The organism is Amycolatopsis sp. WGS_07 (assembly GCF_045278895.1).
Classification (GTDB): domain Bacteria; phylum Actinomycetota; class Actinomycetes; order Mycobacteriales; family Pseudonocardiaceae; genus Amycolatopsis.
In genome coordinates this window covers 4,721,786-4,735,848 of the sequence record NZ_CP136053.1, presented here as the reverse complement: position 1 = coordinate 4,735,848, position 14,063 = coordinate 4,721,786, and the positions used below count along the sequence as shown (strand labels likewise).

The following is a 14,063-nucleotide window of genomic DNA, read 5'->3' as shown; positions in this document are numbered from 1 at the left end:
AAGTTCCACCACCGAACCAACCACCCAAACCTTTTCCCGAAAAATTGCCACTACCGCACCTTTCCGCCCCGGATCGCGACCACCCCGAGATCGACACACATAAACCACACACCATTACGCAAACTCCCCACCTCACTCCGTCCAAACTCGACCGCCCGCCGCTTTCCCCTCCAGCCGCTCGCCCCACAACCCCATCGGCCGACTTGACGCACCCTCCGCCCAAGGTGCATCCTGACTTTATTCAACAGACGATGAATAAGAGGGAGCTGGGGACAATGACCGAGCACACGGGGTGCGTCATCGTCGGCGGCGGACCGGCCGGCATGGTGGCGGGATTGCTCTTGGCCAGGGCGGGCGTCGAGGTCACCGTGCTGGAGAAGCACGCGGACTTCCTGCGCGACTTCCGCGGCGACACCGTCCATCCGTCCACCCTCGCGCTCCTGGACGAACTGGGCCTCGGCGAGAAGTTCGCCGCGCTGCCGCAGACCAAAGTGACCACCGTCGGACTCCCGACCGCCGACGGCGCCCCGCTGACGATCGCCGACATGTCGCTGCTGAACGTCCCCCGTCCGTACGTCGCGATGGTCCCCCAGTGGGATTTCCTGGACCTGCTCGCCGAAACCGCGCTCAAAGAACCGACCTTCACCCTCCGGCTGGAGACCGAGATGACCGGCCTCCTCCGCTCCGGCAAGCAAGTCACCGGCGTCCGATACCGCACCGCCGACGGCACCGAAGGCGAGCTTGCGGCCAACCTCGTACTGGCCGCTGACGGCCGCTGGTCGCTGGCCCGCCGCTCAGCCGGCCTCACCCCACGCGAGTACTACACCCCGTTCGACGCCTGGTGGTTCCGCCTTTCCCGGCACGCCGAGGAGCAGGAAGCCACGCTGAGGCCGCAGATGCGCAACCACCGCTTCGCGGTGCCGTTGCCGCGCAAGGGCTACTACCAGATCGCCTATCTCGCCGCGAAAGGCGAAGACCTGAACGACGCGGGCATCGAAGCCTTCCGCCGCGACGTCACCGAGGTCTGCCCGGAATTCGCCGACCGAGTGCACGAACTGAAGTCCATGGACGACGTCAAGTTCCTCAACGTCCGCCTCAACCGCCTCCGCCGCTGGCACGTCGACGGCCTGCTCTGCATCGGCGACGCCGCCCACGCGATGTCACCGATAGGAGGCGTCGGAATCAACCTGGCAGTACAAGACGCAGTAGCCGCCGCCCGACTCTTGGCCGACCCGCTCCTCCGCGGCAAGCCGACCACCAAGGAGCTGACCGCCGTCCGCCGCCGTCGCCTCCTGCCGACCGCCGCCGTCCAGGGACTGCAACGCCTTCTCCACCGCCGAGTGATCGGCCCCGTCATGACTGGCCGCGCCGACGGCCCCCCGCAACAACTGGCCGCGCTCGTGAAGCGCTTCCCGAAACTCTCGTACGTCCCGGCGTACCTCATCGGAGTAGGCATCCGCCGGGAATCCGCCCCAGCCTTCGCCCGCCGCCCAGCAGAACCGGCAAGCCGCTAACCCCGACAACCGAGTCCGCCGCCACCCGGCAACACTCGCCCCGCCACCCACCGGCAAAAACACGCCGGTGGGCACTGGCCTGTCACGACACCCCCGCCTAGCCACCGCCCCGGCGACAACGACTCCAGCCCCTCACCGACAGACCGACCTCCCGCCACCGAACGGCCCCCACTAGCCCGTCCCCCGGCAACCAACCTCTACCCCCGCCGTCGAAGGTGAAACCGCCTCACGCCAGACAACCGAGCCTCGCCCAGCCGCCATCGCCACTCAACGGCGAAAGCGCCTCACCTCTCGACAGCCAATTCTGGTCCAGCCCCTCTCGCCGTTTAACGGCGAAAGTGCCCCACTGCTAGCCAGCCGAGCACCGCCCAGACGCCTTCGCCACTCAACGACGAAAACGCCCCGCCCCTCGGCAACCGAGCCTCGCCCAGCTGCTCTAGCCACTCACCGGCAACAACACCAACCACCACCGAACGGGCACCTGCCACCTTGTCGCCACTCAACGGCAACAACGCCACCAGCTCGCCGACTGAGCATCAGCGACCCTCTCGCCACCTAACGGCGACAACACCACTTACTCACCATCCGGCCGCCCGCCACCTTTCGCCACCAAACGGCAACGGCACCGACCGTTCCACGTCCCAGCACCAGACATCGCTCGCCACTCAACGGCAACAGCACCGACAGTCCCGCATCCAGCACCAAGCATCGCTCGCCGCTCAACGGCAACAGCACCGACAGTCCCGCATCCAGCACCAAGCATCGCTCGCCGCTCAACGGCAACAGCACCGACAGTCCCGCATCCAGCACCAAGCATCGCTCGCCACTCAGCGGCAACAGCACCGACAGTCCCGCATCCAGCACCAAGCATCACTCGCCACTCAACGGCAACGACCCTGACTACTCGCTATCCGAGCGCCATTCGCATTTCGCCGCTCAGCGGCAACGCGCCGCCGGTGCACCCACGACCCTCTCGCCGCGCAACGCCACCAGCTCAAACCACCGCCCCACCCCTGGTCGGCGAGAAACCAGCCCCGACCAGGGATTCGCCACTAAACGGCAACACCCGAACCCGACCCACCGAGCCCTGTCGCCACCAAACGGCGACGCCCAGCTCAGATGTCCTGCACCGGGTTCGTCAGAGTGCCGATGCCGTCGATCGTGACGGACACCGACTGCCCGTTGACGATCGGGCCGACCCCCTCCGGCGTACCGGTGAGGATCACGTCGCCGGGAAGAAGCGTCATCACCCGCGACACGAACTCGACCAGCTCGGGCACCTTGTGCACGAGATCCGAAGTCCGGCCGTCCTGCTTGAGTTCGCCGTCGACCTCGCTGCGGAGCGCCAGGTCGGACGGGTCGATCGACGTCTCGATCCACGGCCCGAGCGGGCAGAAGGTGTCGAACCCCTTCGCCCGGCCCCACTGGCCGTCGGACTTCTGCAGGTCGCGCGCGCTCACGTCGTTCGCGACCGTGTACCCGAGGATCGCACTCGCCGCGCGGGCCGCGGGCACGTTCTTCACCGGCTGCCCGATGACGACCGCGAGTTCGCCCTCGAAGTCGACCTGGCCGACGTCCGCGGGCCGGCGGATCGGCACGTTCGGCCCGATCACCGTCGTGGACGGCTTGATGAACAGCATCGGCGCGGACGGCACCTCGTTGCCGAGTTCCGCCGCGTGCTTCGCGTAGTTCCGGCCGACGGCGATCACCTTCGACGGCAGGATCGGCGCGAGCAGCCGGACATCGGCGAGCGGCCAGCGCTTGCCGGTGAAGTTCGGCTGGCCGAACGGATGCTCCGCGATCTCCAGGACCTGCGCATCGTCGCCGTCCCCCTCGATCGAAGCGAACGCGACACCACTGGGATGAGCAATACGAGCTAGACGCACCACACCAGTCTACGTATCCCCACCGACAGTCGCGCACCCCGAGCGTGCGCGACTGTCCCCTTCGCACCGTTCCGTGCCCAATGCCCCCTCGCACCAGCTAGCCGGCGGTGACCTCACTGGTGCGAAAGGACCCTTCGCACCAGCAAGAAGCCCACCCGAACGACGACTCCCACGCAACACCAACGCGAACAAGCATCGCCCAACTGTGAGCCGCAATACCGCCACGAACGCCGGGGCCAGCGAAAGCCCCAGCTCACTTGCCCACAGCAGCCACCTCCAGCTCAGGCACCGACTGGTCAAGCCCCGACGAAACCGCCAAGCTCTTGTGAACCAACGCGTCGCACAACGCCAGCCAGCTCGCCTCGACGATGCTGCCGTGCACCCCGACCGTCGTCCATTCGTGTTCGCCGTCACTCGTTTCGAGCAACACTCGGGTGACCGCGTCCGTACCCGGATTCGACGGAAGGATCCGCACCTTGTAATCGGCCAGCTCCATGCTGTCCAACCAGGACAGATACGGCGTCAGCGCCTCCCGCAACGCCGCGTCCAGTGCATGCACCGGGCCGTTTCCTTCCGCGGTCGCGATGACCCGCTCCCCCGCGACGTGCACCTTCACCGTCGCCTCGGAAACAACCTCGCCGTCCGGGCGGTGGTCCAGCACCACCCGATACGACTCGAGTTCGAACGGCGGCGGATCCGACTTTTCGCCGGAAACCTCCTCCACCTCGCGACGCAGCAACAGCCCCAGCGAGGCGTCGGCCGCTTCGAACGACCAGCCTTCCGATTCCAGTTCCTTCACCTTCCGCACCGCGTTCGTGAGTGCGTCAGGCCGACCGGCGAGGTCGACCCCGAGTTCGCGTCCCTTGAGTTCGAGGCTGGCCCTGCCGGCCATCTCAGTGACCAGCACTCGCATGCCATTGCCGACAGAAGACGGATCGATGTGGTTGTACAACAACGGATCCACCTTGATCGCGCTCGCGTGCAGCCCCGCCTTGTGGGCGAAGGCGGACGACCCGACGTAGGCCTGGTGGGTGTCGGGTGCGAGGTTGGCGATTTCGGCCAATGCATGGGAGACGCGAGTAAGCTCGGCGGCACCTCCGGTCGGGAGGACCTCCATTCCGAGCTTGGTCACAAGGTTTCCCGCTACGGCGAACAGGTCGGCATTACCCGCCCGTTCCCCGTAACCGTTCGCGGTGCACTGCACGTGCGTCGCGCCAGCCTGTACCGCGGCGACAGAGTTCGCCACGGCACAGGAAGTGTCATCCTGACAATGGATTCCGAGTCGGAATCCGGTCTTTTCCTTGATCTCGCCTACGGTTTCGGCAAGCCCCAGCGGCAACTGGCCGCCGTTGGTGTCGCACAGTACGAGAACGTCCGCGCCGGCGTGCGCCGCCGCGTCGAGCACCCGCAGCGAGGTTTCGGGCGAGAAGGCATAGCCGTCGAAAAAGTGTTCTGCGTCAAGGAAAACACGGCGTCCTTCACCGACGAGGAACGCGACCGTGTCTCGCACCATCGCGCACGCCTCGTCGACGTCGACCCGCAGTGCCCGCTCGATGTGCCGAAGGTCCGATTTAGCCACCAATGTGATGACCGGGGCCGCCGAATCCAGAAGCGCGCGGACCTGCGGGTCTTTGTCGGCCGCAGTTCCCGCCTTGCGCGTGGACCCGAACGCGACGAGCGCGGCGTGCTTGAGCGGCAGTTCTCCCTTTGCCGCACGGGAAAAGAACTCCGTGTCCTTCGGCAGCGCACCCGGCCAGCCACCCTCGATGAACCCGACCCCCAACTCGTCCAGCAGCCGCGCGACGGCCAGTTTGTCCGTGACGGAGTAGGTGATTCCTTCGCGCTGAGCGCCGTCGCGCAAAGTGGTGTCGTAGAGGTGGAAGGCATCGCCGAGCGGCGTGCCAGCGGGTTCCGTGCGGGTCACGGTGTTCTCCTTGTGGCGGGGCAGAACCTGGTCCAGGCAACAAAAAAACCTCCCGCATGGGTGCGAGAGGTTGCGCGCCGGTAGCTCTTGTGGAGCGTCTATCCGGCGCGCAAGGCAATAATGGTGGAGATGGCGGTCATGCCGAACATCATGCCACAGCTTCGCCCGGCGTCCAAGCGCCGGGCGAAGCTTCCCACCTTCTGAGAGCCGTCAGCCGGGCAGTTTCGCCAGGTAGCGCCCGAATTCTTCGACCGCGGACGCGTTCCGCGGCCCCTCCACCAAAGCCGCGTACGGCAGCGCGAAGAACCGTCCCTGCTTCACCGCCGGGATGTCGCGCAGACCAGGACGCGAGCGGAGGAAGTTCTCCTTGTCGGCCACGCTGCCGACCTCGCCGCCGTAGTCGTTGATGAGGATGACGTCGGGCGCGCGCTGGATCACGGCCTCCCAGCTGACACTGGTCCAGCTGTCATTGAGGTCGGCGAAGATGTTGGCACCACCCGATTTGGTGATGATTTCGTCCGGGCCCGCGTTGCGTCCGGAGGTGAACGGCTGGTCACGGCCGTCGTCGTAGAGGAAGACCTTCGGCTTGGGCCGTCCGGCGGGCGCCGCATCCGTGACAGCGGCGGCTCGTGCGCGGTACTCTGTGATCAAACGTTCTGCACGATCACTGATTCCAAACATTTTCCCCAGGTTGCGCACATCTGTGTACAGCGCGTCGAGCGGGCGCATGATGCCACGTTGCTTGCCATTGCCGTTGCGGCACGCTTCGGTGAGCAGGTAGCTGGAAATGCCCAGCTTCGCGAGGGAATCCGGGGTAAACCCGGTGGCCTCCGAGAAGCCGTAGCTCCAGCCGGCGAACACGAGGTCCGCGCCAGCGCCCTGCACCACCTCGCGGTTGATCTTCTCCGCCAGCTTGGGCACCTTGGCGAAATCGGCTTTCCACGGCGACGAGGCCACGCCGCCGGACTGTCCTTTGTCGACCACGTAACCGGCCATCCGGTCGCCCAGGCCCAGCGCGAACATCAGCTCGGTGATGCCGATGTCATTCGTGACGACTCGAGAAGGAGGTCGAGACACGGTCAACGACGAACCGCAATTAGTCACCGTCACGGGAAACCCGGCGGGGGCGGCCGCACTGTCCCCTTCGGACACTTGAGCGCCACAGCCGGTGGCGACGAGAGCGACCGTCACGATCATCGCGACTGTCCTACGCATGATTGTCCTCCTGGGACTCGAGCCGGTCGAACAACAATTGCGGACGCCCCGTAGCGGGGTGCGGCACCACATGCCCGCGCACTCCGAACACGTCGGCGAGCAAAGCAGGCGTGAGCACCTCAGCCGGGGTTCCGCTCGCGACGAGGCGGCCGTGGTCGAGCACGTGGACCATGTCGCACACGGCCGCGGCCAGGTTCAGGTCGTGCAGCGCAGCCAGCACCGTCGGCCCGCTGCTGCGAGCGAGCGCGAGCACTTCGAGCTGATGCCGGATGTCGAGATGGTTGGTCGGCTCGTCGAGCACCAGGATCTGGGGCTGCTGCGCGAGTGCACGCGCGATCAGCACGCGTTGCCGTTCGCCGCCGGACAAGGTGAGCACGCCTCGGTCGGCCAGGTGCGCCAAGCCGACCTGCGTCAAAGCGGTGGTGCACAGCCGATGATCGGTTGCGCTCATGCGGTCGAACAGGCCGTGGTGCGGCATCCGGCCCATCGCCACCACTTCGGCGACGGTGAAGTCGAACTCCGCATGCGATTCCTGCGCAACCGCGGCGATCGCCCGCGCCCGCTTCCGCGGTGCCATGCCGTCCACCGGCTGGCCGTCGACCAGCACCGCGCCTGCTGACGGCTTGAGCACTTGATAGACGGCGCGCAACGTCGTCGACTTTCCGCTGCCGTTCGGACCGAGCAGTCCGACGAACTGGCCTCGCCGAGCTTCGAGAGTCACGTCGTCGACCAGCTTGCGACCGGCTGCGGTCACGCTGACGCCGTTGAGCGAGAGGTCCATTCACGCACCTCCGAACACGTACGAGCGCCGGCGCATCAAGAACAGGAAGGCCGGTACCCCGACTGCCGCAGTAAGCACCCCGATCGGCAGTTCCTCAGGTGCGGCGAGCACCCGCGCCGCGACGTCCACCCACACCAGAAACACCGCACCGGCAAGCGGCGCGACGGCAAGCACCCGACGGTGATCGGCACCGACGACCAGCCGCACCAGATGCGGAAGGATCAGCCCGACGAATCCGATCGCCCCGCTCACCGCGACCAGAACCCCAGTCATCGCAGCACAAACGATGAACAGAAGAACTCGCAGCTTGCCGACGTCGACGCCAAGAGTCGTGGCCGCTTCGTCGCCCATGGCGAGCGCATTGAGCCGTCCAGCCAGCGCCAGCAACAACAAAACCCCGCCGACCACCACGATCGCGGCGATCGGCAGCGTGCCCCAGTTCGCTCCGGCGAGTGAACCGAGAAGCCAAAAAGCGCCGCCCGCGCAGCCTCGCCGTTCGGTGCTTGAAAGACGATCACTGTAGTGACCGCGAAAAACCCGTAGGACAGCGTCGTCCCGGTAAGCACCAGACGCAGCGGCGTAAGCCCTTGCCGCGTACGGGCGACGAGATACACGATCAAGGTCGCAGCGAGCGCCGCCACAAACGCCCCGACTGACAACGCATAAATCCCCAGCGAGGCGAAGACACCGAACAACGTCACCGCCGTCGCCCCGACGGACGCACCGGAGGAAATCCCCAGCACATACGGCTCGGCGAGCGCGTTGCGCACCATCGCCTGAATCGCGACGCCAACAGTCGACAACCCAGCGCCGACGACCACCGCGAGCAGAACGCGAGGAAGCCGGAGATCCCAGATGATCCGGTACTGCCCGACCTCGTCCGGACCGATCGTCCCGCCGAACAACCCAGCGCGGAGGAACGCCCACGTGTGAGTGACCGGCACCGCCACCGTCCCGATCCCGACCGCGACGACAACCGACCCCAGCAACGCCACGCCAAGACCAAGCAGCACCGGCATCAACGGCCGCCGCCGCTGCACACCACCGGCTCCGACCTGGGATTCGCCACCAAACGGCGACGCGTCCTGCCGGCTCGAGAACTCGCCACCCAACGACGACACACCCCATCGCTTAGGGGATTCGCCACCCCACGGCGAAGGGCCTCGCTGGCTCGGGGATTCGCCGATCAACGGCGAAGCGTTCCCCGAACCCGAGGATCGGCCATCCAGTCGCGAGACACCACGAGCGCCAGTGTGGGTCGGTTCACGACCAACCGAGTCGTCGCTCGGTGGCTCGCCGCGATGCGACGCGTTGCCGCGGAGTGGCAAATCCTCCCCCGCGACAGAACCGCTCGGTCGATTCGAATCGTGTGCACCGGGACCGCTGCTCGATGGCGATGCGCCTGAACCACTGTCGCCGCTCAGCGGCGAACCGTCCGAAACGCTGGAGCCCCCTGAGGGCGAACCACCCGAAGCAACACCAGCGCTCGAACCCGAACCATCCGCCGTACCTTCGCCGCTCGGTGGCAAATCATCCGAGACGCTGTCGCCGCCAAGCGGCGAAACACCCAAGACACTGTCGCCCCCAGACTGTGAAACACCCGAAACTCGGCCGCCGTTAGATGGCGAACAGCCGGAAGCTCCCTCGCTACCAAAGGGCGAGGAACCTGAAACCCCAGAACCACCCGCCAGCGAATCACCATCGCTGGCCGACGAAAAACCGCCGTCGCCACCAGGCGGCGAATCCCCGCCCAGCACCGGATCAGGACAACCAGAACGCTCTTCAGACGACGACACCACCGGCAAGGACCCAATCGAGATACCTGGGCCCGCGGGGCAAAGACGGCAAGCCGCCGGCGTCGAGACGGCGGGAGTGTCGTCTCCCGCAGACCACGACGGGAGGGGACGAGATTCGAAGAACCCCCGCCGGTATCGGGCTCGCCTTCGGGTCCCGAGAGAACCGAAGGCCTACCGTTGCGGGTCAGCGCCGGATTTCGACCGGCTTCCGCGGCGGGGGTCCGTGAAGAATCAGGCGGTCAGCCGACCTGACGGACGTTCGAGGAAACCAGCGCCGCGAGGCGGTCGCCGATGGCCTGCGTCGCACCGGGCGACGACTGGTCGCGCGTGGCGAGATCGAACGCCACCGAGGCCTCGATGCGCCGCGCCGCTTCCTTCTGGCCGAGGTGGTCCAGCAGGAGCGACACCGACAGCACCGCGGCGGTCGGGTCGGCGAGGCCCTGGCCGGCGATGTCCGGCGCGCTGCCGTGCACCGGCTCGAACATGCTCGGGTTGCGGCGCGTGATGTCGAGGTTGCCGCTGGCCGCGAGGCCGATGCCGCCGGTCACCGCGGCCGCGAGGTCGGTGATGATGTCGCCGAAGAGGTTGTCGGTGACCATCACGTCGAACCGCGACGGGTCGGTGACCAGGTGGATCGTGGCGGCGTCCACGTGCGAGTACGCGACGGTGACGTCCGGGTGCTCCAGCGAGACCTCTTCGACGATCCGCGACCACAACGAGCCCGCGTGCTCCAGCACGTTGGTCTTGTGCACGAGCGTGAGGTGCTTGCGCGGACGCTCCTCGGCGCGGTTGAACGCGTCCGCGACCACGCGCCGCACGCCGAAGGCCGTGTTGACGCTGACCTCGGTGGCGATCTCGTGCTCGGTGTCCTTGCGCAGCAGGCCGCCGTTGCCCGCGTACGGGCCTTCGGTGCCTTCGCGCACCACGACCATGTCGACGTCCCCCGCGTCGGCCAGCGGGCCGCGCACTCCGGGGTACAGCCGCGCCGGGCGCAGGTTCACGTGGTGGTCCAGCTCGAACCGCAGCCGCAGCAGCAGCCCGCGCTCGAGGATGCCGCTGGGCACCGTCGGGTCGCCGACCGCGCCGAGCAGGATCGCGTCGTGCTGGCGAAGTTCGCCCAGCACCGACTCCGGGAGCAGCTCCCCGGTGGCGTGCCACCGCGAGGCGCCGAGGTCGTAGTTCGTGATCTCCGCCGCCGGTGCTACCTCACCGAGCACCTTGAGCGCCTCGGAGACCACCTCGGGCCCGATCCCGTCCCCTGGGATCACCGCGAGCCGCATCCACACACCTCCGTAGCCCAGGCCACCGGGCGCACCGATGGCCCATTCGCACAAAAACGCCAGCAGCGGAAGGTTACCGGCCGTAGACAAGGTGCCGTAGCCGCACCACCCTTATGCCGCATCCTCCCACAGGGTGAGACACCCGTTCGGGCGAACGGAAACGGGGGCTTGCCCAGGCCGGACAGCCTTGGCAAGCCCCCGCGTCTCGCGATGCGGCCGCTTCCGCGACGCGCGTCAAGTTCCCCTTAAAGGGTGAACCGGATCAGCCGCGCGGCAGCTCCGATTCGATCCGCACGACCGCGGCGCGCTGCCCGGTCGCGTTGTGGTGCTCGATCGCCAGAAGGCCCTTCGCCTTGTCGCCGGCGACGGCGTCCTTGTTGCGGTTGACCACCAGAGCCGTGCCCGGCTTGGCGACGTAGCCCAGCGCCGCGTCGCCGCCGCCCTGTGCCGAGTACGCCGGCGCGAGCGCGTCGAACGACAGCGGAGTGCTGACCTGGTCGATCAACCCGTTCGAGGTACCCGGCGCGACGTAGTACCCGGCGGTGCCGACCGTGTAGCTGATCCGGTGCGACGCCTCCTTCGGGTCGATGCCGAGCGCGGCGATGCTGACCGGCAGCACCATCACGTTCGAGTCGAACACGTTGGTGTCGACGTCGCCGAGCTGCCCGTTGATCGCCTGCAGGTCCACCGACGGGTTGCCCGGTTTGGTCAGCGACACCGTGTTGACGAGCAGCACGTCCGACCCCGTCGCCTTCGTCACGAAGGTTTCGAAGTCCGGCTTGCCGTCGCCGGTGGTGTCGATGTCCACGAACGGCACCGTGTTGCTGCCGAGGTTCGCGAAATCGCTCCAGGTCGTGATCCCGAACGCCAGCATCGCGTTCTCCGGCTCCCCCTGCGCCTTGGCGAGCGGGGCCGTCGACGCCGCGCCGACGTAGCGCAGGTCTCCGCCCTTCGCGGTGCGGTTGAGGGTGCAGTCGGACGTGACGTGCGAATCGCATTCCGGCAGCTGCGGTGATTCGGCCTGCAGTTCGAGCACGCTGATCAGCGAGCGGTACCGCTGGGAGCCGCTGCCCTGGTCGATGCCCTTGCCGCCGAGGTTCAGCACGGCCTGGTCGGCGTTCGCGCCGAAGCGCACGCCGACCGGGGTGGTGATCGCCGAAACCGGCTTCGGCGCCGAGTACACGGCCACCCGCAGCGGAACGCCCGCGCCGTTCTTCGGAGTGAACGCGACCCGGCCCGAGGCGTCGGCCACGAACTGCCGGGCGAGCCCGGCCTGCGAAGCCGCCATGGTCGGGTCGAGAACCTTGCGCAGCGCCTTCGGGTCGGCGATCTTCAGCGTCACCTTCACCGTCGCGACCCCGCGCGGGTTCAGCTTCACCGAGTTCTTGTCCACTGTGTACTCAACGCCGGGCAGGCTGTTGACCGCCTCGTAGCCCACCGAGTACTCGGCAGGCTTGACGCCCTTGTTGACCACCTTGATCGTCTTGCTCAGGGTGACCGGACCGGCCGCCTCGACGGTGCCGAACGTGACGCTCACCGCGCCGGGGTCGTCCTGCACGTACGCGAGAACCTGGTTGTCCAGCGCGGCTTTCGCGTCGATCCGGCCGGCCCCGACCCGCTGCGGGCCGTAGGTGTGGCCGGCCCCGTCGGTGATGTCGTGCGCCGCGGTGCCCACGACGTCGGCCTTGACCTCCTCGACGCTCCAGTCCGGATGCGCCTGGCGGACCAGCGCCGTGATGCCCGACGTGTGCGGCGCGGCCATCGACGTGCCCGAGATGACCAGCCGCTCGTTGCCGCTGCCGCGGAACGCCGACGTGATCGTGTCGCCAGGCGCGGCGACGTCCGGCTTCACCGACGGACCGCGTCCGCCGCGCGAGGTGAACGAGCTGGGAGTGTCCACGATGGACTGGTCGTACGTCTGCAGCGTGGTCCGCCCGGCGCCGTACAGCCGCACGGTGAGCGTGCCCGCGGTCAGGCCCGCCCGCACGGACTGGGTGGCCTTGCCGGTGAGCTGGAACATCGGAACGGCCGCGTTGCCCGCGATGCCCGCGCCGAAATGCTCCACAGTGGACGAAAGCAGCACGCCCTTGGCGCCCGCGGCCTGCGCGTTGTTGGCCCGCGCCGCGGAACCGCACGGACGCGTCGCGTCGTTGTCGTCCCACTCCAGCCAGGCGATCTTGCCCGCGACCTTTGCCTTGTCCTCAGCCGAATAGGCGGCGCAACCGGCGTTGTTGTTCGCCGAGATCGGCACCACCGGCGCGGTGAGGTCGAGGGTGTCGTAGCCGGTGTACTCCTGGCTGTACTGGCCCGGCTGCTGTCCGGCGGTCGGCGTCTTGACCTCGATCGCGTCCCGCAGTTCGCCCGCGTCGCGGCTGCTGGCCACGGTGAGCGCTTCCGGCGTGTTGCCCGGCGAACCGGCGATGTCGTTGATGTCGCCGCCGTTGCCCGCCGAGATCACCGGGAGCACGTTGTTCTGCGCGAGCTTGCGCACGAACAGCGAGTCCGGGTCGTCCGGCGCGCCGAAGTCGCTGCCCAGCGACAGGTTCACGACGTCGAGGTGGTCGGTGAAGTCGCCGTCGCCGTCCGGGTCGAGCGCCCAGTCCAGCGCCTGCGACGTGACGTTCGTGGAACCCTTGCAGCCGAACACCTTGATCGCGTACAGCAGGGACTTCGGCGCGGTGCCCGGCCCGATCCGCATGGCGTCGAGCTTCTTCTTGTTCAGCTTCTGGTAGTCGCCGGTGAACGTGCTGCCGTCGGCGTTGACGCCGAAGCCGCCGATGGTGCCCGCGACGTGCGTGCCGTGCTCGCCGCACGCGATCGGGTTGGGGTCCGGTTGCGGCGTCGGCGATCCGGTCTTGCCCGCCGAGTCGTAGTCGTCGCCGACGAGGTCGGTGCCGCCGACCACCTTGGCGCTCGGGAACAACGGCGACGGCTTCGTGCGGTCGACCGACTTGTACGCGTCAGCCGTGCCCGGGCCGCCGAAATCGGCGTGGGTGTAGTCGATTCCGTCGTCGATCACGCCGACGCGGATGTTGTCGCCGAACTTGCCGGTTTTTTGCCAGCTGGCGAGCGTGTTGGTGAGCTGTTCCGCACTGGCGTTGGTGCGGTTCTTCGGCACGACCGTGCGCACCGAAACGACGTCCGACCGTTCCGCGAGCTTGCGGATCTTGGCCGCGTCGGCGGTGACGACCGCGCCGGGAACAGCGTTGGCAGTCTGCGTGACCAGCTTGGTGCCCGCGTCCGCGGAACGCAGCTGCCCCACCACGGAGCTGACCGCCGCGGCGACGTCGGCCTTGGCCGCCTTCGCCGCCTGCTTGGCCTTCTCCTTGCCCTTGCCCTGCTGTTCCTTGAACGCGTCGACCGCGGGTTTCTTCGCCAGCTCGACGAACGCGGTGATCTGCCCCTGCGCCGCGCTCAGCCGGGGCGAAAGCTTGCCCTGGACCTTGCTCGTGTCGACCTTCGCCGGAGCGACCGGCTCGGCCAGCGGCGCGCTCTGCGCGGACGCCGCGGGCACGGCGACGGCCGCCGCCAGCACCACCGCGGAACCCACGACCACCGAGCGGGCAGCCCACCCGGGCAACCGGGTTCTGCTCATGAGTAACCCCTTCTCGAGGCCCGGATCACGAACCTGCCCGCGCTCCCCATTCGCACCCCCGACGGTGAGCAC

Annotated in this window: 8 protein-coding genes, 1 pseudogene and 1 riboswitch; of the genes and pseudogenes, 1 reads left to right on the top strand and 8 read right to left on the bottom strand. The window is 67.8% G+C overall.

What is annotated here, in order from left to right; translation table 11 throughout:
* Positions 1 to 275 precede the first annotated feature (275 nt).
* A complete protein-coding gene (locus RPX00_RS22410) occupies positions 276 to 1,514 on the top strand; it encodes an FAD-dependent oxidoreductase (protein ID WP_406642148.1) in 1,239 nt (412 codons plus the stop codon).
* Between the two features lie 555 nt (positions 1,515 to 2,069).
* On the opposite strand, the gene RPX00_RS22405 is transcribed toward RPX00_RS22410, so the two are convergent.
* The 8 genes and pseudogenes from RPX00_RS22405 to RPX00_RS22370 form a co-directional block, all read right to left on the bottom strand.
* Complete coding sequence (locus RPX00_RS22405) at positions 2,070 to 2,381, bottom strand: hypothetical protein (RefSeq protein ID WP_406642146.1); 312 nt, start codon at positions 2,379 to 2,381, stop codon at positions 2,070 to 2,072.
* A 248-nt stretch (positions 2,382 to 2,629) separates the two neighbouring features.
* On the bottom strand, positions 2,630 to 3,400 hold the full coding sequence (locus RPX00_RS22400; protein WP_406642144.1) for a fumarylacetoacetate hydrolase family protein: 771 nt from the start codon (positions 3,398 to 3,400) through the stop codon (positions 2,630 to 2,632).
* A 253-nt stretch (positions 3,401 to 3,653) separates the two neighbouring features.
* Positions 3,654 to 5,324, bottom strand: coding sequence for a citramalate synthase (cimA, locus tag RPX00_RS22395; protein WP_406642142.1), 1,671 nt, complete (start codon positions 5,322 to 5,324; stop codon positions 3,654 to 3,656).
* A 210-nt stretch (positions 5,325 to 5,534) separates the two neighbouring features.
* Positions 5,535 to 6,521: an ABC transporter substrate-binding protein gene (locus RPX00_RS22390; protein WP_406642140.1), complete on the bottom strand. Its 987-nt coding sequence runs from the start codon at positions 6,519 to 6,521 to the stop codon at positions 5,535 to 5,537.
* 10 nt (positions 6,522 to 6,531) lie between these two features.
* Positions 6,532 to 7,320 (bottom strand): ABC transporter ATP-binding protein, encoded by a 789-nt coding sequence (locus RPX00_RS22385; protein ID WP_406642138.1) that lies wholly within the window; start codon positions 7,318 to 7,320, stop codon positions 6,532 to 6,534.
* Positions 7,321 to 8,339, bottom strand: a pseudogene (locus tag RPX00_RS22380) (FecCD family ABC transporter permease).
* A gap of 886 nt (positions 8,340 to 9,225) precedes the next feature.
* A riboswitch (cobalamin riboswitch) is annotated at positions 9,226 to 9,350 on the bottom strand.
* Positions 9,351 to 9,355: 5 nt separating this feature from the next.
* Entirely contained in the window at positions 9,356 to 10,396 is a 1,041-nt protein-coding gene (locus tag RPX00_RS22375) for a 3-isopropylmalate dehydrogenase (protein WP_406642137.1), read from the bottom strand.
* A gap of 262 nt (positions 10,397 to 10,658) precedes the next feature.
* Entirely contained in the window at positions 10,659 to 13,991 is a 3,333-nt protein-coding gene (locus tag RPX00_RS22370; RefSeq protein WP_406642135.1) for a S8 family serine peptidase, read from the bottom strand.
* Positions 13,992 to 14,063 lie beyond the last annotated feature (72 nt).